Source organism: Sulfitobacter sp. M368, assembly GCF_025141875.1.
GTDB classification, from domain to species: domain Bacteria; phylum Pseudomonadota; class Alphaproteobacteria; order Rhodobacterales; family Rhodobacteraceae; genus Sulfitobacter; species Sulfitobacter mediterraneus_A.
Genome location: NZ_CP081113.1, coordinates 3,432,682 through 3,457,900, shown reverse-complemented (window position 1 = coordinate 3,457,900; position 25,219 = coordinate 3,432,682). Strand labels below are relative to the sequence as shown.

Below are 25,219 nucleotides of genomic sequence, written 5' to 3'. Positions count from 1 at the left end.
GAGGGATTCCTGTCTGGTCAAAAGTGGATTCAGACCGCAATATCCCGCGGATGGGGCAAGATCAACGCAGACATGTCGGGTTGAAGCTATGCAGATGGCTGTTGGTGCTGGTTCTTGCGGGATGCAGTGCCGCGATTGAGCTGTCGCAGCCGCCCAACCTGTACCTTGATGGCCGGAACTATCCAGAACAGTTGGTGCCGATTGCCCTGCGTGTTGTGGATCCGCCGATCTTTTTCATGACGGACAGGGAGCCGGTGTATAAAAATGGCGTCGTAACAGATTATGGCACGGGCCGGTCCAATGCGATGGCCTTTGGCGCGACAGAGGTACGGTTTGGTGCGGTAGACTGGCCCGATCTTGTGGCACGTACCCATCTGGGCCAAGGCGGCCGGATTTCGCGGCTTGAGGTGCAAGAATTGCGCGAGATTGTCCGGTTTCCGGATATTCCACTTGAGGCGGAGCGAAAGGATGGCCGGTTTGAAGTTCTGCGAACGGCACAGGCGGATTACGACCGACATGCAAAAACGTTCCAAAACGCCATTCGGGAAGAGGTGCGCCGGACGGGCAATGGACGCATCTTGATTTTTGTGCATGGGGTACGCAACGAGTTTGACGCCTCGCTGCAAACACTGGCAAACATTTGGCATTTCACAGGGCGGAGGTCCGTGCCCATCGTGTTTTCCTGGCCCGCAGGCAACAATGGCGTCCTTGGATATTTCCGGGACCGCGAATCCGGTGACTTTAGCGTTTACCACGCCAAGGAATTTCTGCGCCTGCTCGCCGAGATTCCGGAGGTCGAAGATATTGATATCGTCACCCATTCCCGCGGCACATCGGTCATGACGCAAGCACTGCGAGAGTTGGTGATCCATCACCGTGCCAAGGGACGCGCGCCCAAGGCGGCGATGAAAACCGGCACGCTGATCCTTGCCGCGCCGGATTTGGACACCGGCATCGTGCGGCAGCGGCTTTTGTCAGAGCGCGTTTCAGAGGCTTTCGAGCAGATCAATATCTACGTGAACCCTGATGATGTGGCCTTGCGTTTGTCTTCGATCCTGACCAACGCCCCGCGCATCGGCGCGGCGACGGATAAGGACTTTGAAGAAGGCGAATTGAGGTATTTGCGCAAACAAGCGTTGATCCATTTTATCCGGGTCGAGAAATCCATTGGGTCTGACAGCCATTCATACTTTCGCGCCAATCCCGCGGTTTTGTCCGATATCGTGCTGGCCCTGCGCACCCGGGCCTTTCCCGGCGGTGAACTACGCCCGCTTGAAGAAGATCCGGATCTGATCTGGCGTTTGCATCCCGACTATCCACTGGACCGTTTGCCCGATTTGAAGGTGGATGTGGGCCGCTAAGGCGGCACCTTCCTCGTGGTGGCCCGATTGACAACAGCAGGCAAACACCGTTGAACCTGTGGGAAAATTACGGGGGCCGCATGTTGCGCCATCAATTTCCTTATGCCGCGCCGGGACAGGTTGTTGGTCTATTGGGCGGATCGTTTGATCCGGCCCATGCAGGGCATGTGCATATCACCCGTGAGGCGCTCAAACGGTTTGGTCTTGATCAGGTGTGGTGGCTGGTCAGCCCCGGAAACCCGCTTAAGGAACGGGGTCCAGCGCCCTTGGGCAAACGGATGGAACGAGCGCGGCAAGTGATGCAGCATCCGCGTGTGCAGGTCACCGATATCGAGGCCGCGCTGGGCACCCGCTACACCGCTCAGACACTTGCAAAGTTGCGTCAGAGTTACCCCAAGGTTCGGTTTGTCTGGTTGATGGGGGCTGATAATCTGGCGCAATTCCACCTTTGGCAGGACTGGCGTCAAATTGCCCAGACCGTTCCGATGGGCATCCTGGCCCGCCCCGGCCAACGTATTTCGGCCCGGATGAGCCGCGCTTCGGCGCTTTTTGCGCCCTACCGGATTCCGGGGCGTTATTCGCAATTGCTTGCCCAGGCGGAAGCGCCAGCGTGGTGCTTTGTGAATGTGCCGATGCATGACGCCTCGTCGACAGAAATCCGTGCGAGGGGTGGCTGGTCAGCGCAAACGGGTTGAGGCTAGGCCAGCGCCGATGATCAATACCAGACCTGCCCATGTGAGGGCATCGGGCAGTGTGTTGAACAGGGCCCAGCCAAGAAGAACCGCGGCAATCAGTTGGAAATAGACCAACGGGGCCAGCCGCGTGGCCGGTGCCAAACCATATGCATAAAGCAACAGCAGATTTCCCAGCATCGAAAACAACGCCGAGGCCAGTGTCATTGACGCCATTGGCAGGCTCGCCTCTGGCAGATTGGTCAGCCCAAATGGCAGCAGCAAGACCATGCTGATCGCCAATTGGGTAAAGGTCAGCGCCAAAGGTTTTCCCAGATGCGCAAGCCAGCGTGACATGGTCAGAAACGCGCCATAGAACAGCCCCGCAGCGACGGCCCAAAGCACATCGGCATCGCCGCCGGTTCCCGGTCGGACCACCAGTAAAACCCCACCAAAACCGAGCAGGATCAGAGCCGTGCGCACCACAGTGACCTGTTCACGCAGGAATAGGGTGGCCAGCACATAGCTGAACATCGGTCCGATAAAGAAGGCAGCAAAAACCGTGGCGATATCAACCGTGCGCAACGCGAACTGGATGCAGGTGATCCCGCCGCACAGCATCGAGGCGCGCAGCCAAATGCGCCAATTGCCAAGCAGGGCAAAGCTGCCTTTGGGCAGGAACGGCAAGACCAGCACCGTGCCGAGCGCAAACCGCGACCACGCCACAAAGACAGGCTGCGCACCCAGCCCTGAGGTCAGGATCTTGCCAGCGCTGTCCCCGACGGGGATCAGCGACATGGCCACCAGCATAATAAGAACCGCGCGTTGCATGGCACGCGCTTAACATGGGCGTAGGGGATTGAAAATCTGCTCCTCAGGTTCTTGTGGCGGACGCCGGACTGCGGTTTAACCGGACCATGGGTAACGATTTTTCAAGACGTGGTTTTTTGGGCTGTCTGGCCGGGTTCGGGATTGCTGGCACCGGTGCATTGGCCGCGCCGCCCGCCACCAGTTTGCGGCCCCATCTGCGCGGTGAGGGCTTTTACAAACGCGCCGTTCCGAGCGCGCAAGAAATTATCAGCGGCGAAAAGCTTTCGGGCCGGGTGGCCTTTGCGGTGGCGGATGCACAATCCGGCAAATGGCTGGAATGCGAGAACGAACAGACCGGCACCGCGCCTGCCAGCGTGGCCAAAGCCCTTACCGCGCTTTATGCGCTTGGGACATTGGGCGCGGCGCATCAATTTGAAACAACGCTCATGGCAACAGGCGGTGTGGTGAATGGCGAAGTGCAGGGCGATCTGGTTTTGGTGGGCGGCGGTGATCCGACCCTTGATACCGACGGTTTGGCACAGATGGCGGCACAGCTGAAAGAGGCAGGCATCATCGGGATCAAGGGCGGCTTCAAGGTGTTTGAAGCGGCCCTTCCGGTGTTGCGCCAAATCGATCCGGCGCAGCCCGATCAGGTTGGCTATAATCCTGCGGTCTCGGGTTTGGCGCTGAATTTCAATCGTGTGCATTTCGAATGGAAGCGGGGCAGCAATGGCTATGCCATCACGATGGAAGGGCGCAGCGAACGTTACCGTCCTGCCGTGACCATGGCGTCCATGCAAATCCGCGACCGCCGCGCCCCGATCTATACCTATGAAGACCAGCCGCAGCGCGACAGTTGGACCGTCGCCAAAGGCGCATTGGGCAAGAACGGTGCGCGTTGGTTGCCGGTGCGCAAGCCAGGGCTATATGCGGGGGATGTATTTGCCACTTTGGCTGGGGCGCAGGGTATCCGGTTGGCCAAGCCGGAGGTGATTGAAGCACTGCCACAGGGCGAGACCATCGTCACCCACCAAAGCGGCCCGTTGCTCGGTATTTTACAGGATATGCTGAAGTATTCCACCAACCTCACGGCTGAAATGGTCGGCCTTGCCGCGACGAAAAAGCGGATCGGTTTGGTAGCGGATTTGCAATCTTCGGCGGCCGAGATGAACCGTTGGACGATCAATGATCTGGGGCTGAGTGCACCCAAGCTTGTGGACCATTCCGGCCTGGGCGATGCCAGCCGCATGACTGCGCAGGATATGGCGCTTGCCTTGGTCAAAGTGCATGGCAGCACGCTGCGGAGCATTCTGAAGCCTTTCAAAATGCGCGACGAAAAAGGGCGGCCAATCAAGGATCACCCGATCACGGTCGAGGCCAAAACCGGCACCTTGAATTTTGTCTCTGGTCTGGCGGGATATTTCACGGCGGAGGATGGGCGGGTCTTGGCCTTTGCCATATTCGCAGCGGACGAAGACGCCCGCGCTAAGATCAGGCCTGAAGAACGCGAACGCGCGCCGGGTGCAAAAACATGGAACAGGCGTGCCAAGCGCGTGCAGCAAGGGCTGATCGAACGCTGGGCGGCACTCTATGGCACTTGAAGCGGATCTGACTGGCTGGGCCGCGCTGGAGCGGGAGCTTTCTCTATGGAAGCAAGCCGGAGAGATCCCGACATTCTGGTGGCGCGACGACGATACGCAGGGGCCGACAGCGGCGCTTGATCAATTGATCGGGCTATCGGATCGTTTTGGTGCGCCCTTGCATCTGGCTGCGGTGCCAAAGGGGGTTGAACCTGCCCTAGCGGCGCGTCTTGAACCTTGTGACCAAGTTTTTGTGGTGCAGCATGGCTTTGCCCACATCAATCATGAACCTAAAGGCAAACGTGCCTCGGAGATTGGCGAAAGCCGTGATCTACCGTTGCAGATTGCCGATCTGCGGGCGGGCTGGGAGATGTTGTTGGCTGCAGAGCTGCCCAATCTTTTGCCTATCGTCGCGCCGCCATGGAACCGCATTGGACCGCGCACCGTGCAGGCGCTTCCGCAGGTTGGTTACAAGATGCTGACTGCATTCGATCCCCGCCTGAGCGCCAAGACGCCAGAGGGGCTGTTGCAGGTCAATTGCCATATTGATCCGGTACGCTGGAAAGAAGGCGCGGCGTTTCGCGGAACCGACAAGACCTTGCAGCAAGTCGTATCCCACCTTGCCGCGCGGCGGACAGGACAGGCGGACCGGCAGGAGCCCACGGGGCTATTGACCCACCATCTGCAAACCGACACTGCGACCTGGGATTTTGTAGAGGCGCTTTTGGATCGGTTGACCGGGGAAGGAGGCGGCGCCTGGATCACGTTGGCGTCCCTGTTGAAGCAAGGGCAGGCCAATGGTTGAGATCCGTTTTGCCAGACCGGATGAACGCGAAGATGTGGTGCAGTTCATGCATCAAAGTTTCCCCCGCGCGAAATGGTCCATCGACGGTTGGCGCAAGCTTCTTTCCGGGCGCTGGGCGCAGGAAGATGACCCCTTTGCCGTGGTCGTGCGCGATCAAGGCAGGATGATTGGCGTGCTGGGCCTTGTGATGTCACGGCGGCAGATGGATTTTGGCACGGCCCGCCTATGCAATTTGACCTCATGGTACGTCGATAAGGCCTATCGCGGGCAAGGGATCGGGCAAAGGGTGATGCAATTGGTCACGGCAGATCCTGCGCTGACCTGTACCAACCTAAGCAGCGCGCGCGGGGCGTTGGGCGTGGTCGCCAATGTCGGGTTGCAGGTGCTCGACGATACCCGATTTATCTGGGAACGGTCGGGGCCATCAAGATTGCTGGTTCACGATGATCTGGATGGCACTGAAGGCGTGCTCTCAGAACGGGAGCAGCAAATTATGAAGGATCACGCTGACCTGAAACTCTGTCCCTTGGTGATCGAAACATCCGGCGGGCCGTGCTTTATGATGATCTCGGTCCAGCAAAAGGTCGATGCATATGTCACGCACGAGGTGATGTACCTAGGGGACCGCGCTCTCTTTGCCCGCTATGCCCGTGAAATTGCCGATGCGGTACTGCCGGAAGATCACGCGGCGGTTCTGTCGGTCGATAGCCGGTTTGTTGCGGAGGGGGTCGTGCCCGACCGCACAGAGCCGATCCCGGTGCCGCGATTCTATAGTCCGGGAAACCTGTCTCCGGAAGCCATTGATCACCTCTATACCGAGATCGTCTTGCTGGGGATGAAGTTATATTAAGCCTACGGCTGCCTTTAGATCAGGTGCCGCGCACGTGCCCCGCGCTCAATCGCGGCGGCGTGCAAGCGGTCGATGTTAAGCTCATACCGGATTTCTTCGAGCAGGCGTAGCTCTGTTTCTTCGAGCGTCCCGTCCGCCGCCGCCACATCACAGGACAGCGCATAGGCGGTTTCATAGAGGCGCTCAGGCAGGCCGCCGCGGATCAGCCCAAACAGCGCATCGAGGCCATCTTCTTGATCAAAAAGGTCAAAAACCGTTTTGCTGATGATGCTGAGGCGATCAATGTCAAAGCCTGCAAAGATCGGCAGGATATTCACTGCCGTCTGAATCTTGATCAGCTCAGTGGTACCGACATCCTCATCTGAGGCGGAAACAGCAACCATGAGAGCGATCAGGCAATCTTGAGGGCTGAGCGGGGAAGGGAGAGTATCCGGCATCGTGCTGCATCCTTTGCGGGGTCATGTTGCAGTGCAGAATATTGACGCTTCGACAGTGACGCAATAGGTAGACCCGCAGTCCTGCGCAAAGTGTGCGGGACAATATGAAATGGATGACCCCTATGTCCGAGACGCGTGACGCTGCAATGACAAGCAAAGCCTGGCCTTTTGAAGAAGCGCGCCGGGTGCTCAAACGCTATCATAAGGCGCCGCCGGAAAAGGGATATGTGCTGTTTGAGACTGGCTATGGTCCGTCTGGTCTGCCGCATATCGGCACCTTTGGCGAAGTGTTGCGCACCACGATGATCAAACGGGCGTTCGAAGAAATTTCGGACATTCCGACCAAGCTGATCTGTTTCTCCGATGATCTCGACGGTATGCGCAAGGTGCCGGGCAACGTGCCCCAGCAAGAGATGCTGGCCGAACATATGCACAAGCCGCTGACTTCGGTGCCGGATCCCTTTGGCACGCACGAAAGTTTTGGCCATCACAACAACGCCATGCTGCGCCGGTTCCTCGATACCTTTGGTTTTGAGTATGAGTTTTATTCGGCACGTGAGTTTTACCGCACGGGCCAGTTTGACAAGATTCTGCTGCGGGCGGCGGAAAAATACGATGAGATCATGGCAGTGATGCTGAAATCCCTGCGCGAGGAGCGCCGCCAGACCTATTCGATCTTCCTGCCGATCCATCCCGAAACCGGGCGGGTGATGTATGTGCCGATGAAAGAGGTAAATGCCAAGGATGGCACGATCACCTTTGACACCGAAGAGGGCGAGGAAATGACCCTGCCTGTCACTGGCGGCAATGTGAAGCTGCAATGGAAGCCGGATTTTGGCGCGCGCTGGGCGGCGCTGGATGTGGATTTCGAGATGTATGGCAAGGAACATGCCACCAATACGGCGATTTATGACCGGATTTGCGAGATCCTGGGCGGCAAAAAGCCAGAGCATTTCAGCTATGAGCTGTTTCTGGATGAGAACGGGCAAAAAATCTCCAAGTCTTCGGGCAATGGCATCTCCATTGATCAGTGGCTGACCTATGCGAGCACCGAAAGCCTGTCGTATTTCATGTTCCTCAAGCCCAAAACCGCCAAGCGGATGTATTTTGATGTGATCCCCAAGGCGGTGGATGAATATCACCAACAGCTTAAGGCGTATGAGACGCAAGACACCAAAGCGCGGCTCAATAACCCTGTTTGGCATATTCACGGCGGCGATGTTCCGACCTCGGATATGGTCGTTCCGTTTTCGATGTTGTTGAATCTGGCTTCTGTGTCCAGCGCCGAGGACAAGTCGCAACTGTGGGGCTTTATCCAGCGATATGCACCCAAAGCGACACCGGAAACCAACCCCGGAATGGACGCGGCGGCGGGTCATGCGGTGGCCTATTACAACGACTTTGTGAAGCCAAACAAGACTTTCCGTGCGCCCAGTGATCTGGAGCGGACCGCGTTGGAAGAGCTGCGCGACAATCTGAAATCCTGGGATGGTGGATTGGATGCCGAGGCGCTGCAAAGCATGGTCTTTGCCGTTGGCAAACCAAAGTTCGAGCCGCTGCGCGATTGGTTCACGGCCCTTTACGAGGTGTTGCTGGGTGCCAGCCAAGGCCCGCGCTTCGGTGGATTTATCGCGCTTTATGGCGTGGATGAAACTGTCGCGCTGATTGATGATGCGCTGGCGGGAAAACTGACAGAAGGCTGAAACTCTTGCCTCGGTGCTGCCGTGACTTAGCTTAAGTCATGTCAGCAAGGGAGCGAGAGAGATGCGAAGCTTTATTACATCTGTGTTCGGAGGGCTGGTTTTGTCGGCCCTCCTTGTCTTTGGTGCGGCGGCGCAGGTGCCGGAGGTGGAAGACACCATCAACCGCCAGATTGAGGCGTTCAAAGCGGATGATTTCGCTGAAGCCTTCACCTTTGCCACGCCGACCTTGCAGCGGCTGTTCCAATCACCACAGAACTTTGAGCGGATGGTGATCAATGGCTATCCAATGGTCTGGAGACCTGCCGAAGTGCGGTATCTTGAACAGGTGCAGGATGGGCCGGTGGTCTATCAAAAGGTACAGATCACAGATGCCAAAGGGTTCACGCATCTGCTTCTTTATCGGATGCAGCAGACCGCCGAAGGGTGGCGCATTGGCGGCGTTCAGTTGATGGCCGCACCGGGCGGCACTGCCTGATCGCATGATCCATGCGGTGTTGCACCTGCGCCGGACGATCCCGCACGGCGCAGTTAACCCCTGCCCGATACTTCCCTGAGCCAACCCGGCAATGCCGGGAGATGCGGCAATCTGGCGGTCCGTGATTTGCGGCCCCGAACAAAGGGAAAATGCGATGAACAAGGCAATTACCGAGGGTCTGGTGTTGGCTCCGACCCCCTATGCGAATGGTTTGGATGTCTATTCAAGCGGCGATGGGACAGCCGGATCTGATACCTACGACAACGATCCCAACGCCTTGTTTGTACCTGCAGATCAGGATTTTGGCGGCGCGCTGGAAATTCTGAAAACCCAAGGCGTCCAGAAGATCCGGTATATGGGGCAAACGCCGATCCTGCCGGGCTGCTATTTGCAAATCCGTGTGCGGGTTAAGGCGATCAGTGGCAATCTGCCCTCGGTGCGGATCGCGGGTTATCCGGCACTGGGCAATGGCGACCGCGTGGCCGGTCTGACAGAGTTTTCGGCCGCCGTTGATTTGACAAGCTATGGCGAAGTGGTCGAGGTACGGGCCATTGTTGGCACCGGCACGCGCGGCGGGGTCGATATGCCATGGGGCAATGAGCCGGTTTACGGACATTTTGGTTTGGATCTGATCGGGCCTAATGGCGGCATTGTGCGGGTCGATGATATCGAGATTGAAGATGTCACTGCCGTGTTCCTGCGCGGGATGATCTCAACAGTTGATGTGACCGATTATGGCGCCATCGGTGACGGCACCACCGACAATACCGCAGCATTTGAGGCCGCCAATGCGGCGGCCAACGGGCGCGAGGTGTTCGTGCCAGCGGGTGTCTTTCATCTGGAAAACGATGTGACTTTCGACACGGCGGTCAAGTTCGAAGGGCGGGTGACAATGCCTGTTGACGCCAAACTGCTGCTGCGCCGCAGCTTTGATCTGCCCAGCTATGTCGAGGCCTTTGAAGATGAGGCAGAGGCGTTTCGCAAAGCGTTTCAGGCATTGCTGAGCAACTCGGATCACGAAACGCTGGATTTGGGCGGGCGTAAGGTCACGATTACCGGACCACTGGATATGCAGGCTGCGGTTCCGGATCGCGACAGCTATGCCACGCGCCGGGTGATCCGCAACGGCCAGCTTGAGGCGGAAAACTCTGCCGCTTGGGACACTGACACCGTGACTTCCCAAGCGACTTATGATGCTGGCAGCAACCGCGTGCTGACCAATGTGGCGAATGTGGCGAATGTGCAGGTGGGGGCGCTGGTCGAAGGCACGGGCGTGGGACGCGAGGTCTATGTCGAGGACAAAAACGAAGCGACACAGCAAGTGACCCTGACGCAGCCGCTTTTTGATGCGGAAGGCACCCAGACATTCACGTTCAGGCGATTCAAATACCTTGTAGACTTCAGCGGCTTTAACCAGCTCAGCAAATTCGTGATGGCGGATATCGAGTTTCAATGTAACGACCGGTGCAGCGGCATCATGTTGGCCCGGTCAGGTATTTCATTTCATCTGCGTGACTGTTTCATCAGCCGCCCGATGGACCGGGGGATCACCTCGGCAGGCACAGGGTGTCAGGGGATGTTGGTGGATCGATGTCAGTTCCTGTCTGCCGAAGATCCGCTGGACGTGCCGAACCGCAAGAGCATCGGTTTCAATGCCAACACCAACGATGTGAAAATCCGCAACAACCGGGCGACCAAATTCCGGCATTTCGGGTTGCTTGCCGGGGCCAACAACATCGTGACGGGCAACCACTTTTTCCAAGGTGATACGGTGCAAGACGGTGTGCGATCCGCAGGGATTGTCCTGGCCAATACCCATGTCAGCAGCGTGATTTCAGGCAATTACATCGACAACTGCTTTATCGAGTGGACCAATGAGCATGATTCCGCGCCAGAGTTCAATTCGGAGTTTTCCTTTAGCGCACTCAGCATCACCGACAACATCTTTCTGTCCGGCGAAGTGGCACCATGGTTCAGCTATATCATTGTCAAACCACATGGCGCGGGGCACTTCCTGAGCGGAGTCACAATCACCGGCAACAGGTTCCGCAGCTTGAATGGTTCGATTGACCGGGTTGAGCGGGTCGATGACAGCTTTGCCGCTTTGGACATGTCGCGGTGCAAAAATCTGGTGATGGCGGCCAACTCGTTTCACGCTGTGTCAAACCCTGTTGAGAACCCGGCCTATGTGGAATTTGACCAGAACCAGCCGTCCACTGCGTGGGATATTGATGCCGGCCCTCAATTGCCGTTTTCCGGACAGGCCTTGCAGGTGGACAGCGTGATGCCATTTGGCCCGATCCGAAATGACAACAATGTTCGCCAATATGACATGCCCTATGTCGATCTGCAGCATGGGGCGCAGGGTGATCATATCCAACTGGTTTGGCCGACGCCTGTGAAAGGGACAGTGCAGGCCATGGTCCGTATGGACAAACGTTAAAGGGATCGCTCGGAACTTGCGAAGGGGATCGCTCAGAACTCGCGCCACAAGCCAATTTTGATGCGGTTTGTGGCGATGCCCTTAAGCGGTGCCTCAATCCCAAGCTGGATTTGAAAATCAGTTACGGGTGGGCGGATCACCAACGATGGAACGAAGGTGGCATAGGTGCTGCCATCGGCATGGCCGAGGTTCAGCTCGAGAATGCCTTTGGTGGTATCCCCCAGATCAACGCCAAAAGTCCCATCCAGCTTGGCGCGGTAGTCTTTGGTCTTGATGTCCCAAAGCAGCGACCCGTCCACGGTGACCCATCCGCCCTTCGCGCCCATCTGCATGCCGCGGCCCCAGGTCAGCCCGGTTTTGAACATAGGACGGGTGCCGTAGCTGCCCCAATCTGCGCCGATGCCAACCTCATAGGCCAGTTTGTTCTCCCCTTCCGCAGGACCAAGGGCGCGGCGAAAGAACAAAACCGCGCTTCCGTTCTTGCCAGAAGGATCGCTTGCCGTCAGGTTCAGGTCGGCGACCAGCGTTGTCTCCCTAGACAGGCCAAACTCCAGATAGGTGCTGCTTTGGGTTTCGAACGTCCGGGTGCTGCTGACGGAGGTCGACAGAAAGGTCTTACCCTCTTCACGCAGCCATGGGCCAGCGGCCAATGGGGCAGCGAGGCAGTGCAGGATCGCGGTAATCAAGAGAAAATAACGCATCGGGCCCTCCGGCCCTGATCGTCCTAAACGAAGGTTAACAAATCCTTACGAAACCGGCGTGCCAAAAAGACAAAAGGCCCGGAGCGACGAACGCTCCGGGCCTCCTTTGGGTCAGTGATCGGGTCTTACACGCGGACGGAACCGCCACGGGGACCGGCGATCAGCCAGACGATCAAGCCGACAACTGGCAACAACAGGATGCCGAGTGTCCAGAGGATCTTGCTCAGCGTCGAGGTGCTGGAGGTCAGAACCTGATAGATGGCGTAAATGTCAGCGATCAGGATGATCAGTCCAAGAAGTCCGTATTCCATTGTATTTCTCCGTTCGTGATTAGCAGGTGGTCTGCCGGGTTAACCGCGATAGGACCCGATCGGTTCCAATTCCGCCGAAATAATTCCGTCCAACGTGCCTGCCCTATTAGAAATCCTAAATTGAAGGCCGCGCGGCACGAGGGGTGCAATGGGTTCTAAGCGAATTTCAAATTCCCCTTGAAAACATAGGTTTGACTGCCGTCTGCTGACCATAAGGGATACCGATCTAAAACAATCATGTCATATTTTCGGGAACCAAATCGCGGGCCGACTGTTCTTTCTCCATGACGTTCAAACGCAACGGACTTGAAAGGAAAAGACAATGAAGTCGACCACAGCAATTATTGGCGGTGCAGCCGCCGCAGTCATTATCGCCGCCGGTATCTACATGATTGATATCGACCAGACACAAGAAACCCGCATGCCTGACGTGGACGTTTCTGTTAACGGCGGTCAGCTGCCAGAGTTTGAAGCAGAGGTCGGGTCTGTTTCCGTTGAGCAAGAAGATGTGACCGTCGAAGTTCCAGATGTGGAGGTTACGATGGAAGAGAAGCGCCTCTCCGTGCCGACGCTGGAAATTACGCCGCCATCAGACGACAGCTGATTGAGCAATACGAATGAAAAAGCCCCGCAGTCGTGCGGGGCTTTTTTCGTTTAGACTTCGGCATCAGCGGCCCTTGCGACGCTTCACTCCGCCGCGCATTCCCCCGCGGCCCATCGTGCTGCGACCGGAAGCCTTTTGTGCATCATCCACCGCCTTGTCGACCATATATTGCCGCGCCATCGGATCATCGGCAATCGCCAGATCAACCGCCTCAAGCCGTCTCACCTCGTCGCGCAGCCGCGCGGCCTCCTCGAATTCGAGGTTTTCCGCCGCCTTGCGCATATCTGTCCGAAGACCATCCAGCACCGCCTGCATGTTGCCGCCGGCCAGATTTTTGTCGATCTGCGTGGTGACGCGGTTCATGTCCACATCGCCTTTGTAGAGGCCAGACAGAATGTCCTCGACGTTCTTTTTGACCGTCGCAGGAGTGATCCCGTGTTTCTCGTTATAGGCAATCTGCTTGGCGCGCCGCCGGTCGGTTTCGGCCAGCGCCCGTTCCATTGATCCGGTGATCCGGTCCGCATACATGATCACCCGCCCTTCGGCGTTGCGGGCGGCGCGGCCGATGGTCTGGATCAATGAAGTTTCCGAGCGCAGGAAGCCTTCCTTGTCGGCATCGAGAATGGCCACCAATCCGCATTCGGGGATATCGAGCCCTTCGCGCAGCAAGTTGATCCCGATCAGTACGTCAAACGCCCCAAGTCGCAGATCGCGCAAGATCTCGATACGTTCGATGGTGTCGATGTCGCTGTGCATATAACGGACTCGAATACCCTGTTCGTGCATGTATTCGGTCAGATCTTCGGCCATGCGTTTGGTCAGTGTGGTACACAGCGTGCGATAGCCGCCGGCGGCCATCACACGCACCTCATCCAAAAGATCATCGACCTGCATCTCAACCGGACGTATTTCCACCTGCGGATCAAGCAGGCCCGTGGGGCGGATCACCTGTTCCGTGAACACGCCGCCGGTTTGCTCGATCTCCCAAGAGGCGGGCGTGGCCGAGACAAAGACCGACTGCGGGCGCATTGCATCCCATTCTTCGAACTTCAGCGGACGGTTGTCCATGCACGACGGCAGCCGGAAACCGTGTTCGGCCAAGGTAAACTTGCGCCGATAGTCACCCTTGTACATCGCGCCGATCTGCGGCACCGACACGTGGCTTTCATCGGCAAAGACAATTGCATTGTCCGGAATGAATTCAAAAAGCGTGGGTGGCGGCTCTCCCGGCGCGCGACCTGTCAGATAACGAGAATAGTTTTCAATCCCGTTGCACACGCCGGTGGCCTCCAGCATCTCAAGATCGAAATTTGTACGCTGTTCAAGCCGTTGCGCCTCTAGCAATTTCCCATCGGCGACCAGCTGATCCAGCCGCGTGCGCAGCTCTTTCTTGATGCCGATCACGGCCTGCTGCATCGTCGGCTTTGGCGTCACATAATGACTGTTGGCATAGACGCGGATCTGGTCGAAAGTGTCGGTCTTTTCGCCTGTGAGAGGGTCGAACTCGGTAATGCTTTCCAGCTCTTCGCCAAAGAAGGACAGCCGCCAGGCGCGGTCCTCAAGGTGGGCCGGGAAGATTTCAAGCGAATCGCCGCGCACGCGGAAAGACCCGCGCTGGAACGCGGCATCGTTGCGGCGGTATTGCTGGGCGACAAGATCCGCGATCACCTGCCGTTGGTCATAGCTGGTTCCGGCCTTGAGATCCTGCGTCATCGCGCCATAGGTTTCGACCGAACCGATGCCGTAAATACAAGAGACCGAGGCCACGATGATCACATCGTCCCGCTCGAGCAGCGCCCGCGTGGCCGAGTGGCGCATGCGGTCGATCTGTTCGTTGATCTGGCTTTCTTTCTCAATATAGGTGTCGGACCGCGCCACATAGGCTTCGGGCTGGTAGTAGTCATAGTAGCTGACGAAATATTCCACCGCATTGTCTGGAAAGAAGCCCTTGAATTCGCCATATAGCTGAGCCGCGAGGGTCTTGTTCGGGGCGAGAATGATCGCGGGGCGCTGGGTCTCCTCAATCACCTTGGCCATGGTAAAGGTCTTGCCTGTGCCCGTCGCACCCAACAGAACCTGATCGCGGTCGCCGTCAAAGATGCCTGTAGACAACTCCTTGATGGCGGTGGGTTGATCGCCCGCGGGTTCAAATTCCGTATGCAGGACAAATTTGCGACCACCTTCCAGTTTGGGACGGCTGCGCACATCCGGTGCCGGATTGGCCATGATCGGCATGGAATCGGGATTGCCGCCGGATTTGTCGGTTTGTGCGTAGGGCATGAAGGGGTCCTTGCGAGGGTCAGTCACATAGGTGACGTCTTTTGCCGCAGGATCAAGAGGCCGGAGCGGATTGCTGCCACAAACTGACAGGGGAGGTGACCCACATTAGGCATTTGGTCCCGCGGCAAACCCCGGGGGGCCAGCCCCCCGGACCCCCCGGAGGTATTTAAGGCCAGAAAGGGAGAGGAGCGGTTTTGTTGCGGATGGTGTGCCTATTGGATCAAATGCGGGATTTGTTACAGTGAAAGCCCGACGCTGTCTCTTGCCCCGCGCCCGCGAATATCGGATAAGCCCATAACGCTAGCAGCAAAGAGGCCGATATGCGCGCACGTATCTACCAACCCGCACGCACCGCGATGTCATCGGGCAACGCTAAAACCCGCGTCTGGCTGCTTGAGTTTGCCCCCTCCGAGGCACGTGAGGTGGATCCGTTGATGGGGTGGACCTCATCGTCCGATACGCAGTCGCAGGTACGTTTGCAATTCTCCACCAAGGAAGAGGCTGTCGAATATGCCCGCGAGCATGGCATCGATGCGCAGGTGCAGGATCCGAACAAGCGCAAGCCAAACATTCGCGCGGGTGGCTATGGTGAGAACTTTGCCACCGGACGCCGCGGCGCATGGACCCACTGAGCGTCACATTCGAGCAGCCAAACACCGCTGATGTCCGCGCCTTGCTGGAGCGGCATTTTGCGTTGATGCGTTCCTTGTCGCCTGCGGAAAGCTGTCACGTGATGGCACCCGAGACATTGCTGGACGCCGGCGCGACCCTGCTGGGCGTGCGCGAGGCTGGCGTTTTATTGGGTGTAGGTGCGTTGACACGCATTGGCGATGACGCAGGCGAGCTGAAGTCCATGCACACGGCGCAAGAGGCCCGCGGCAAGGGTGTTGCGCGGCGATTGTTGCAGGCACTTTTGCAAGAGGCACGCGACCGAGGGATGAACCAGATCAGTCTGGAAACCGGCAGCGCGGCAGAGTTTCAGGCGGCGCGGAGCCTCTATGAATCCGAGGGCTTTGAAGAATGCCCGCCATTTGCTGCCTATCAGCTTGATCCACTCAGTACTTTTATGACACTTCGGCTTTGATTTCTCCTGACGATCAGGCTTGCCAAGCCATGCCTGATGTTGGACAACCCCGCCAGCGGTCCCTTAGCTCAACTGGATAGAGCAGCTGACTTCTAATCAGCAGGTTGAGGGTTCGAGTCCTTCAGGGATCGCCAGTTTCTTCTTGATTAAACCGCGAATTTGCCGCTCCTTTTTTACAGGGGAGTGACAGATGACCAATCGTGGATTCGAGCAGGCAGAGTTTGAGGCGCGGTTGGGCCGGGCGCAAATGGCCATGGCCAAGGCGGATTTGGATGCCTTGCTTTTGACGACCGAAGCGCAAGTTCGCTATTTCACCGGTTATCTGACGCGATTTTGGGAAAGTCCAACGCGGCCTTGGTTCTTGATAGTGCCAGCCAGTGGCAAACCCGTTGCAGTGATCCCTTCTATCGGTGCGGCGCTCATGGGGCAGACCTGGGTGGAGGATATCCGCAGTTGGAGCGCGCCGGATCTGGCCGATGATGGCGTGAGCCTTCTGGGTGAGGCCTTGCGGGAATTGACGCCGGATCGCGGGCGGATTGGTGTGCCGGACGGGCATGAAACCCATCTGCGCATGCCTTTGGCTGATTTGCGCCGGCTTGAGGATCTGTTGCCGGCCCGGCAGATCGTTGGGGATGCGGGGATCATACGCGGTTTGCGGATGGTCAAATCGACGGCCGAGATCGCCAAAATCGAAAACGCCTGTGCCATTGCAGGCCGCGCCTTTGGCCGGGTGCCGGAGATTGCCGGTGCAGGGGTGCCACTGGACGACGTGTTTCGCCGGTTTCAAATGCTGTGTCTGGAGGAAGGTGCCGATTGGGTGCCGTATCTGGCAGGCGGGGCGGAGCAGGGCGGCTATACCGATGTGATCTCTCCCGCGCGGGCCGTGCCTTTGGCGGCAGGGGATGTTCTGATGCTCGACACCGGCATGGTATGGGACGGGTATTTCTGCGATTATGATCGCAATTGGTCGGTTGGCCCCGCTTCAACAGCCGTAAAATCCGCCCATGCACAATTGATCGAGGCATCAGATGCGGCCTTTGATATTGCCCGTCCGGGCGCGACGGCGGCAGATCTTTTCCACGCGATGGATGATGTTCTCACGCGGGGTGCGGGCGCAACAGAGGCCGGGCGATTGGGGCATGGCTTGGGCATGTCCCTAACAGAATGGCCGTCGCTGATTGCGCAAGATCACACGCCGCTGGAGGCGGGCATGGTTCTAACGCTTGAGCCGGGGATCGCCGTTGGGGGAAAGATCATTGTGCATGAGGAAAATATCGTGATCACGGATGGCGCGCCGCGTTTCATTTCGCCGTGGATTGGACCGGAGATTTCCACGCTGTGACGCATCTCAATTATGCCCTTGATGCGGATGACCCTTCCGCGCCGCCGATGGGTCTGATCGTGCTTCAGACCGACGAGACCCTTGAGGGCGACATGCGACACTATTTTGCAAAAGACCCAAGCCCGATCTATGTGACCCGCATCGCCAGCGCGCCGGAGGTCTCGCAAGACAGTCTGGCCGCGATGAAGGGAGACATATCCGCCGCCGCCGACCTTTTGCCCAAGGCACGGCCTTACCGGGTGGTGGGGTATGGATGCACCTCCGCCAGTTCGGTGATCGGATCGCAAGCGGTGGCAGAGCAGGTGCAAAAGACCTGCAAAGCGGCAGAGGTGACCAATCCGCTGCGAGCGGCGGTAGCCTATGCGGCGCACAAGGGCATCTCCCGGCTGGCCTTGCTCTCGCCCTATGTGGCTGAGGTCAATGAAACCCTGCGCGGGGCCTTCGCGGCGCAGGGGGTTGAGACGCCGGTTTTTGGCAGTTTTGGCGTTGCCGAAGAGGAAAAAGTGGTCCGAATCTCTGCGCGGTCTTTGATTGACGGGGCAATTAACCTTGGCCGTGATGGATCGGTCGAAGGTGTGTTCATGAGCTGCACAAATTTGCGAACACTGGGCGTAATTGATGAGGTTTCTCAGGCACTTGGAAAACCCGTTTTGTCCAGCAATCAGGCTTTGGCGTGGCATATGGCCCAGCTCAACAGCGCCGAGTAACCCGAATACTTGGTGCCAAATCAAGTTTCTAGTTGCGTATTGGACAGTGGTCCGTTTGAATTGGGATCGTTCAAATGTGACAGCGGGATGAACCTGCTGCGGTCAGAACGGGGAAGGGAGACGACGTGAATACATCGTCAAACGACGCGGCTTTCGTCGAGTTCGAACGCGTGCAAAAATCTTATGATGGCGAAGCTCTGGTTGTGAAGGATCTCAATCTTTCTTTGCCCAAAGGCGAGTTTCTGACCATGCTTGGGCCATCGGGCTCTGGGAAAACCACTTGCCTGATGATGCTGGCCGGATTCGAGACAGCCACCCATGGCGACATCCGGCTTGATGGCAAATCGATCAACAATATCCCGCCGCACAAACGCGGCATTGGCATGGTGTTCCAGAACTACGCGCTATTCCCTCATATGACAGTGGCTGAAAACCTGTCTTTCCCTTTGGAAGTGCGCAAGATCGGGAAATCCGAGCGTGAAGAAAAAGTCAAACGGGCGCTGGATATGGTGCAGATGGGCGATTTCGCCGGTCGCCGTCCGGCGCAATTGTCCGGTGGTCAGCAGCAGCGGATCGCCCTGTCGAGGGCTTTGGTATTTGAACCTGAGCTGGTGTTGATGGACGAACCACTGGGCGCACTCGACAAACAGCTGCGCGAAACGCTGCAGTTTGAAATCACCAATCTGGCACATGATTTGGGGATTACCACGGTTTACGTGACCCACGACCAGACCGAAGCGCTGACCATGTCAGACCGTGTCGCGGTGTTTGATGATGGCCGCATTCAACAGCTTGCTCCGCCAGATCAGCTTTACGAAGCGCCGGAAAACAGCTTCGTTGCGCAGTTTATTGGTGAGAACAACACGCTTGAGGGTGTGGTCAAGGAGATCAACAATGACCGCGCCCTGGTGCAGCTTGATGGCGGCGGACTGATTGATGCCAAGCCGGTAAACGTCAGCAAAGTGGGCGAACGTACACGCGTGTCAATCCGGCCAGAGCGGGTGGAATACAACAAGGACCGGCTGAGCGCGGATGCACATACGCTGAACGCCGAAGTGCTAGAATTTATTTATATGGGTGACATCTTCCGCACCCGCCTTCGAGTTGCAGGGCGGGACGATTTTGTCATCAAGACACGGAACGCACCTGATCAGGTGCGTCTGAAGCCGGGTCAGCAGATCGAAATCGGCTGGCTTGCAGAGGACTGCCGTGCGCTGGACGCCTAAGGGCAGGTGCATGGGGTTTGTCGTGGTCCAATACGTTGGTCCACGCACACAAAGGCGCGTCGGCCAAGCCCGTTGCCGTCACGCCAAGCATTCAACGGGTACATAACTGGGAGACTATCAATGAAAATGACCAAAGCTCTTTTGGCCACGACCGCACTGACTGTTGCGGCAAGTATGGCCTCTGCTGATGGCCACATGGCCAGCGAGATGACCATCGTAAGCTGGGGCGGCGCATACTCCAACTCACAACAAAAAGCCTACCACGACCCCTATATGGAGAAGACCGGCGTCAAGATCATCAACGATGAATCTTCTGCCGAAGCGGTGGCCAAGCTGCGTGCGATGAACGAAGCAGGCAACGTGACATGGGATGTGGTTGACGTTGTTGCGGCGGATGCGATCCGTCTGTGCGACGAAGGTCTGGCCATGGAAATCGACCCTGATGAGCATCTGGCGGCTGCGCCCGATGGCACATCTGCGGCGGACGACTTCGGCGACCTGCTGGTTTCCGACTGCTTTATCCCGCAGATCGTCTATTCCACGACATTCGGCTATCGCACAGACATGGTCGGTGACACGCCGCCAACATCCGTTTGCGCGGTCTTCGACACCGAAGCCTACCCAGGCAAGCGGTCCCTGGAAAAGCGTCCGATCAACAACATGGAATGGGCTCTGATCTGTGACGGCGTAGCCAAGGATGAAGTCTATGACGTTCTGGAAACAGCCGAAGGTCAGCAGCGCGCGCTGGACAAGCTGGGCACGATCAAAGACGACGTGATCTGGTGGTCCGCTGGTGCCGATACACCGCAGCTTCTGGCTGATGGCGAAGTTGTGATGGGCTCCACTTACAATGGCCGTCTGTTCTCGGTCATCGAAGAGCAAAAGCAACCGGTTGCCATGCTTTGGGACGCGCAGGTGTTTGACCTTGACGGTTGGATCATTCCGGCAGGTCTGAGCGACGAACGTAAAGCCCGTGCGCTGGACTACATCATGTTCGCGACGGACACGCAGCGTCTGGCCGATCAGGCCAAGTACATCAGCTATGGTCCGGCACGTGCATCCTCTGCACCGCTGGTCGGTCAGCACGCGGATCTGGGTATCGACATGGCACCACACATGCCAACAGATCCCGAAAACGCCAAGAACACCTTCCTCTACAACTACGAGTTCTGGGCTGACTACCGCGATGACATCGACGCGAAATTCCAGGCGTGGTTGGCACAATAAGCCAGCCTTGAATGGCTAAGCTATCATCAGGGGCCGCCATTGGCCCCTGATCCCCTACGATAGGAGAACACCTCGATGCCCAAGGGATATATCATTGGCCATATTACGGTCAGAGACCCCGAAGCCTACAAGGAGTATGTGGAGCGCGACACGCCGATCCTCAAACGTCTTGGTGGCAAATTCCTTGTGCGCGGCGGGCAAAGCCAGCTGATGGAAGGTGACGCATTCGAGCGGCACGTGGTGCTGGAGTTCCCATCGTATCAAGAGGCGCTCGCCGCCTATAACGACCCTGAATATCAAGAGGTTGCCAAAATCCGGCAACGCACCGCCGACAGCACGATCCTTGTCGTGGAGGGCGCAGAATGACCGACAAAACCGCAACTACCGCATCCGATGGCCCCATGTTGGCCGCCGATGGCACAACATTAAAATCCAGCTTGAACCGCGCACTGCGCCGCCAGAAACTGCGGGCGCTGATGTTGATCGCGCCGCTTTTGATCTTTGTGCTTTTGACCTTTATCGCGCCGATCGCCGATATGCTGTTCCGCTCTGTCGAGAACCAGATCGTGTCGGATACCCTGCCGCGCACCACGGCTGCGCTGGCCGATTGGGACGCAAAGGGTGAAACGCCCCCGCCAGAGCCCGTTTTCAAGAACCTTTATGAGGACATGTTTATCGCCAAGGAACGCAAACTGCACACGCGCCTTGGCTCCCGCCTCAACTACGAATTGACGGGCGTTTCCAGCCTGTTCCGCAAATCGGGTCGCAAGGTCGAAGACATGGGCGAGGTCTATCAAGACCAGTTCGAAGACCTCAACAAGTACTGGAAGAAGGGCGAGAACTGGAACGTGCTGATGGGTACCTCCAGCTGGCTGGCTGCGCAGAACGCATGGGACAAGAAATCAGAGGAGCCACAGCCACGGCTTGAAATCAAACCAGAGATAGCCGCGCTGCTGCCGCAGACGTCCGAAAAGTTCAGCCTGTTTGCCGAGTTTGTTCAGGTGGACGAAAATGACAACCTGGCCAAAGAAGATCCATGGGCGATTGTCTATTCCGCACTTTATGATGATTTGACTGCGGGCGCGAATGTCGCCGGCTATTCCGGTGAGGGGGCCGCAGAGTTGCAAGAAGCCGCCGCAGCGGTTTCTGGTTTTGAAACCGTGAATTTCACCGAGGCCTTTACCAAGATCGACAAGGATTGGGCCAGCATTGACGTCTGGCGCACCTTGCAGGTTTACAGCCCCGAATTCACCGCCGGGTATTTCCTGAATGCGGTGGATATGCAGAAAACCATCGACGGCCCCGAAATGCGCCCCGAAAATGAACAGCTTTATCTCAAGTTGTTTGTGCGGACGCTGTTCATGTCCATGGTGATCACCGGCAGCTGTATCCTGCTCGGCTATCCCGTTGGATTTATCCTGGCCAACCTGCCTGCGCGGACGGCAAACCTGTTGATGATCCTCGTGCTGCTGCCTTTCTGGACCTCTCTTCTGGTTCGGACATCGGCATGGAAGGTGATGTTGCAACAACAAGGTGTGGTGAATGACACCTTGGTCTGGCTGGGCGTTGTGGCCGATGACAGCCGGCTTGCGCTGATCAATAACCAAACAGGCACGATCATCGCGATGACGCATATCCTGCTGCCGTTTATGATTTTGCCGCTGTATTCGGTGATGAAGACGATACCGCCAAGCTATCTACGTGCGGCCAAGTCGCTGGGCGCAACCAACTGGACCGCCTTCTGGCGGGTCTATTTCCCACAATCGGTGCCGGGCATTGGTGCGGGGTCGATCCTCGTGTTCATCCTGTCCATCGGCTACTACATCACACCCGAGATCGTGGGCGGCACGACCGGCACGTTCATCTCGAACCGGATTGCCTATCACATTTCCAGCTCGCTCAATTGGGGCCTTGCGGCTGCATTGGGTGCGATCCTGCTGGCCGTGGTTCTGGGGCTGTATTGGGCCTATGACCGCATCGTCGGCATCGACAACGTAAAATTGGGGGGCTGATCCATGGCTGCTTTGACACCTATCTCCCGCACGCCTGTTTCGTTCTATGTGCCCGTGGTTGCCGCCGCTGGCGCTGTGGCGGGACTTTTTGTCGGGACCGCGCAGGGCGCCAGCCTGCTGGGCGTGGTTCTGGGGGCGGTCCTGCTGGCCGCCGCTGCGTTCGTGATGACCCAGATCATTAAGGCGGAAAGCCCGAGCCGCTGGGGTCTTGTGGTGATCCTTGCCATCGTCGGGTTTTTCCTTGGCGGCCTTCCGGCGATGATCATCGGTGCGGCCTTCGGTTGGTTCTTTGGCTGGTTCAGTTTCTGGCTGTACGAGGGACGATACCGCGCACGGGTTGCGCCCTATCTGACCCCTGGTCAGGTTCTGTGGCATTTCACCTTCCGGGTGATCTGCGGCGCAATCCTTGTGTTCCTGATCACGCCCATCCTTGTGGTTATGCCGCTCAGCTTTAACGCCGAGGATTTCTTTACCTTCACGCCCGAAATGCTGCGCTTTGATCCTGAAGGCTACTCGCTCAAGCATTACCGCGACTTCCTGACCAACTCTGACTGGCAGAATGCACTGAAGAACTCCGTTCAGATCGCGCCAATGGCGACCCTTCTATCGGTAAGCTTTGGCACCCTGGCCGCCATTGGCCTCAGCCAGCCGCACGTGCCGTTCCGCCGGGCGATCATGGCGATCCTGATCTCGCCGATGATTGTGCCGCTGATCATCTCGGCCGCTGGCATGTACTTCTTCTATAGCCGGATTGGCCTGCAAGGCACCTATATCGGTGTGGTTCTGGCGCACGCCGCACTTGGCATCCCGTTCGTGATCATCACCGTGACGGCCACGCTTGTGGGCTTTGACAACTCGCTGACCCGCGCCGCTGCGAATATGGGGGCAGGGCCGGTGACGACCTTCTTCCGGGTGCAGATGCCGCTGATCTTGCCGGGTGTAATCTCGGGCGGTCTTTTTGCCTTTATCACCTCGTTTGATGAAGTGGTCGTGGTGCTCTTTGTTGGGTCTGCTGGCCAGAAAACCCTGCCATGGCAGATGTTCACGGGCCTGCGGGAACAGATCAGCCCGACCATTCTGGCGGTTGCAACGATCCTTGTTGTGGTCTCCATCGCGCTGTTGACCGTGGTCGAGGTTCTGCGCCGCCGGTCCGAGCGGCTTCGCGGCATGTCGCCGGCTTAACCCGCGCAAAAAATGTTGACGTAAATTGCCAAGGGGAGTAGCAAACCCCTTGCGCAGCTTGCCCGCGATGGCGTCGTGGACCCTGCTTGCCGCGCGGCCATCGTCCTACGATGCCTCCCCCGTTCTGAACGCCGGAACGTGTGGTCGGGCGTCTTCTGTCCGACCTTGAGACAGGAGACCCACCATGGTCGATATCGCAAACCGCCCTGAATTTTTCACGTCCCACAATGGCGACAAAGCCCCATTGCCGTTTTCCAAGGCAGAATACGCCCGCCGTCTGGCCAAGCTGCGCAGCATCATGGCCGCACGGGACATTCCCGTTGTGCTGCTGACCTCGATGCACAACATCGCCTATTACTCCGGCTTTCTGTACTGCTCCTTCGGGCGTCCCTACGGCTGTGTGGTGACGCAAGAGGCCTGCACAACCGTCTCGGCCAACATTGACGCCGGACAGCCATGGCGCCGGTCGGTAGAGGACAATGTCATCTACACCGATTGGAAGCGTGACAACTACTGGCGGGCGGTGGCGGGGCTTACCGGCGGGGCCAAGCGGATTGGCATCGAAGGGGATCACCTGACGCTGGCGATGCGCGACAAGGCAACCGAAATACTGGGCGCAACCGAACTGCCGGACATCGCGCCTGACACGATGACCGCACGGATGATCAAATCGGACGAAGAGATTGCCCTGATCAAAGGGGGCGCACGTACCGCTGATGTTGGCGGCGCGGCCATCCACGCGGCGATCCGCGAAGGGGCAACCGAGATCGAGATCGCGATGGCGGGCCGTGACGCCATGGAGGCCGAAATCGCCCGCGCCTACCCCGATGCCGAATACCGCGACACCTGGGTGTGGTTCCAATCGGGGCTGAACACAGATGGCGCACACAACCCCGTCACCAAGCGCGCCCTGCAAAAAGGCGATATCCTGTCTCTGAATACCTTCCCGATGATCTCTGGCTACTATACCGCGCTGGAACGCACATTGTTCCTCGGCCAGCCAGACGCCGAAAGCCTGCGTCTGTGGGAGGCCAACGTGGCCGCACACGAACTGGGCATCAGCCTGATCAAACAGGGCGCGACGTGCAGCGGCATTACCGAAGAGATCAACCGCTTTTTCGCGCAGGAGAACCTGCTGCAATACCGGTCGTTTGGGTATGGCCATTCCTTTGGCATTCTCAGCCACTACTATGGCCGCGAGGCCGGTCTGGAGTTGCGCGAGGATATCGACACCGTTCTGGAACCGGGCATGGTTGTCTCGATGGAGCCGATGCTTTGGGTGCCCGAAGGAACCGCGGGGGCGGGTGGCTACCGCGAGCATGATATTCTGGTGATCAGCGAGGATGGCGTGGAGAATATCACCGGCTTCCCCTATGGGCCGGGTCACAACATCATCGACAGCTGAGAA

The 25,219-nt window shown here is 57.8% G+C and carries 24 protein-coding genes and 1 tRNA gene; 20 read left to right on the top strand and 5 right to left on the bottom strand.

The features are described from left to right. Nucleotides 1–23: 23 nt before the first annotated feature. Together K3754_RS17060 and K3754_RS17055 are read left to right on the top strand one after the other, a co-directional pair. On the top strand, nt 24–1,361 hold the full coding sequence (locus tag K3754_RS17060; protein ID WP_259938807.1) for an alpha/beta hydrolase: 1,338 nt from the start codon (nt 24–26) through the stop codon (nt 1,359–1,361). Between the two features lie 83 nt (nt 1,362–1,444). Next, on the top strand, nt 1,445–2,056 hold the full coding sequence (locus K3754_RS17055) for a nicotinate-nucleotide adenylyltransferase (protein WP_259943391.1): 612 nt from the start codon (nt 1,445–1,447) through the stop codon (nt 2,054–2,056). On the opposite strand, the gene K3754_RS17050 is transcribed toward K3754_RS17055, so the two are convergent. After that, nucleotides 2,039–2,863: a DMT family transporter gene (locus K3754_RS17050; RefSeq protein WP_259938806.1), complete on the bottom strand. Its 825-nt coding sequence runs from the start codon at nt 2,861–2,863 to the stop codon at nt 2,039–2,041. The two genes, K3754_RS17055 and K3754_RS17050, sit on opposite strands and share 18 nt — an antisense overlap. 86 nt (nt 2,864–2,949) lie before the next feature. Here K3754_RS17050 and dacB point away from each other — a divergent pair, with 86 nt between their 5' ends. The 3 genes from dacB to K3754_RS17035 are packed head-to-tail and all read left to right on the top strand — an operon-like array spanning nt 2,950 to nt 6,077. Further along, nucleotides 2,950–4,443, top strand: coding sequence for a D-alanyl-D-alanine carboxypeptidase/D-alanyl-D-alanine-endopeptidase (gene dacB, locus K3754_RS17045; RefSeq protein ID WP_259938805.1), 1,494 nt, complete (start codon nt 2,950–2,952; stop codon nt 4,441–4,443). Further along, the gene (locus K3754_RS17040; protein WP_259938804.1) at nt 4,433–5,227 is read left to right on the top strand and encodes a polysaccharide deacetylase family protein; all 795 of its coding nucleotides are present in this window, start codon (nt 4,433–4,435) and stop codon (nt 5,225–5,227) included. Before dacB ends, K3754_RS17040 begins: the two co-directional genes overlap by 11 nt. Continuing rightward, nucleotides 5,220–6,077, top strand: coding sequence for a GNAT family N-acetyltransferase (locus K3754_RS17035; RefSeq protein WP_259938803.1), 858 nt, complete (start codon nt 5,220–5,222; stop codon nt 6,075–6,077). The genes K3754_RS17040 and K3754_RS17035 overlap by 8 nt, the downstream gene beginning before the upstream one ends. A gap of 14 nt (nt 6,078–6,091) precedes the next feature. Here K3754_RS17035 and K3754_RS17030 read toward each other — a convergent pair whose 3' ends face one another. Beyond that, the gene (locus tag K3754_RS17030; protein WP_203209948.1) at nt 6,092–6,514 is read right to left on the bottom strand and encodes a tellurite resistance TerB family protein; all 423 of its coding nucleotides are present in this window, start codon (nt 6,512–6,514) and stop codon (nt 6,092–6,094) included. 122 nt (nt 6,515–6,636) lie between these two features. Between K3754_RS17030 and K3754_RS17025 the strand changes: the two genes are divergently transcribed. From K3754_RS17025 to K3754_RS17015, 3 genes are all read left to right on the top strand, one after another. After that, nucleotides 6,637–8,217: a lysine--tRNA ligase gene (locus tag K3754_RS17025; protein WP_259938802.1), complete on the top strand. Its 1,581-nt coding sequence runs from the start codon at nt 6,637–6,639 to the stop codon at nt 8,215–8,217. Nucleotides 8,218–8,278: 61 nt separating this feature from the next. Next, nucleotides 8,279–8,692, top strand: a complete 414-nt coding sequence (locus tag K3754_RS17020) for a DUF4864 domain-containing protein (RefSeq protein ID WP_203209950.1) — start codon at nt 8,279–8,281, stop codon at nt 8,690–8,692. Between the two features lie 154 nt (nt 8,693–8,846). Continuing rightward, entirely contained in the window at nt 8,847–11,135 is a 2,289-nt protein-coding gene (locus K3754_RS17015) for a glycosyl hydrolase family 28-related protein (RefSeq protein ID WP_259938801.1), read from the top strand. Nucleotides 11,136–11,167: 32 nt separating this feature from the next. On the opposite strand, the gene K3754_RS17010 is transcribed toward K3754_RS17015, so the two are convergent. Both K3754_RS17010 and K3754_RS17005 read right to left on the bottom strand, forming a co-directional pair. Next, the gene (locus K3754_RS17010; RefSeq protein ID WP_259938799.1) at nt 11,168–11,836 is read right to left on the bottom strand and encodes a hypothetical protein; all 669 of its coding nucleotides are present in this window, start codon (nt 11,834–11,836) and stop codon (nt 11,168–11,170) included. 125 nt (nt 11,837–11,961) lie between these two features. Continuing rightward, nucleotides 11,962–12,147: a PLD nuclease N-terminal domain-containing protein gene (locus K3754_RS17005; RefSeq protein ID WP_025049588.1), complete on the bottom strand. Its 186-nt coding sequence runs from the start codon at nt 12,145–12,147 to the stop codon at nt 11,962–11,964. A 322-nt stretch (nt 12,148–12,469) separates the two neighbouring features. On the opposite strand from K3754_RS17005, the gene K3754_RS17000 reads away from it, so the two are divergent. Beyond that, nucleotides 12,470–12,751 (top strand): hypothetical protein, encoded by a 282-nt coding sequence (locus K3754_RS17000; RefSeq protein WP_259938797.1) that lies wholly within the window; start codon nt 12,470–12,472, stop codon nt 12,749–12,751. 63 nt (nt 12,752–12,814) lie between these two features. On the opposite strand, the gene uvrB is transcribed toward K3754_RS17000, so the two are convergent. Then, complete coding sequence (gene uvrB, locus K3754_RS16995) at nt 12,815–15,031, bottom strand: excinuclease ABC subunit UvrB (protein WP_311201442.1); 2,217 nt, start codon at nt 15,029–15,031, stop codon at nt 12,815–12,817. A gap of 320 nt (nt 15,032–15,351) precedes the next feature. Here uvrB and K3754_RS16990 point away from each other — a divergent pair, with 320 nt between their 5' ends. The 11 genes from K3754_RS16990 to K3754_RS16940 all read left to right on the top strand — a co-directional run bounded on the left by K3754_RS16990 (nt 15,352) and on the right by K3754_RS16940 (nt 25,216). After that, on the top strand, nt 15,352–15,663 hold the full coding sequence (locus K3754_RS16990) for an ETC complex I subunit (RefSeq protein WP_259938796.1): 312 nt from the start codon (nt 15,352–15,354) through the stop codon (nt 15,661–15,663). After that, nucleotides 15,651–16,115 (top strand): GNAT family N-acetyltransferase, encoded by a 465-nt coding sequence (locus K3754_RS16985; protein ID WP_259938795.1) that lies wholly within the window; start codon nt 15,651–15,653, stop codon nt 16,113–16,115. Before K3754_RS16990 ends, K3754_RS16985 begins: the two co-directional genes overlap by 13 nt. 57 nt (nt 16,116–16,172) lie before the next feature. Continuing rightward, nucleotides 16,173–16,249, top strand: a tRNA-Arg gene (locus K3754_RS16980). 56 nt (nt 16,250–16,305) lie between these two features. Beyond that, entirely contained in the window at nt 16,306–17,457 is a 1,152-nt protein-coding gene (locus tag K3754_RS16975) for a Xaa-Pro peptidase family protein (RefSeq protein ID WP_259938794.1), read from the top strand. After that, the gene (locus K3754_RS16970; RefSeq protein WP_203209957.1) at nt 17,454–18,164 is read left to right on the top strand and encodes an aspartate/glutamate racemase family protein; all 711 of its coding nucleotides are present in this window, start codon (nt 17,454–17,456) and stop codon (nt 18,162–18,164) included. Before K3754_RS16975 ends, K3754_RS16970 begins: the two co-directional genes overlap by 4 nt. A gap of 125 nt (nt 18,165–18,289) precedes the next feature. Then, a complete protein-coding gene (locus tag K3754_RS16965; RefSeq protein WP_025049595.1) occupies nt 18,290–19,390 on the top strand; it encodes an ABC transporter ATP-binding protein in 1,101 nt (366 codons plus the stop codon). Between the two features lie 120 nt (nt 19,391–19,510). After that, on the top strand, nt 19,511–20,617 hold the full coding sequence (locus K3754_RS16960; RefSeq protein WP_203209958.1) for an extracellular solute-binding protein: 1,107 nt from the start codon (nt 19,511–19,513) through the stop codon (nt 20,615–20,617). Between the two features lie 75 nt (nt 20,618–20,692). Then, a complete protein-coding gene (locus K3754_RS16955; RefSeq protein WP_203209959.1) occupies nt 20,693–20,983 on the top strand; it encodes a DUF1330 domain-containing protein in 291 nt (96 codons plus the stop codon). After that, nucleotides 20,980–22,629: an ABC transporter permease gene (locus K3754_RS16950; protein ID WP_259938792.1), complete on the top strand. Its 1,650-nt coding sequence runs from the start codon at nt 20,980–20,982 to the stop codon at nt 22,627–22,629. The genes K3754_RS16955 and K3754_RS16950 overlap by 4 nt, the downstream gene beginning before the upstream one ends. A gap of 3 nt (nt 22,630–22,632) precedes the next feature. Then, nucleotides 22,633–23,811, top strand: coding sequence for an ABC transporter permease (locus tag K3754_RS16945; RefSeq protein ID WP_203209961.1), 1,179 nt, complete (start codon nt 22,633–22,635; stop codon nt 23,809–23,811). A gap of 184 nt (nt 23,812–23,995) precedes the next feature. Next, nucleotides 23,996–25,216 (top strand): aminopeptidase P family protein, encoded by a 1,221-nt coding sequence (locus K3754_RS16940; RefSeq protein ID WP_259938790.1) that lies wholly within the window; start codon nt 23,996–23,998, stop codon nt 25,214–25,216. Nucleotides 25,217–25,219: the final 3 nt, after the last annotated feature.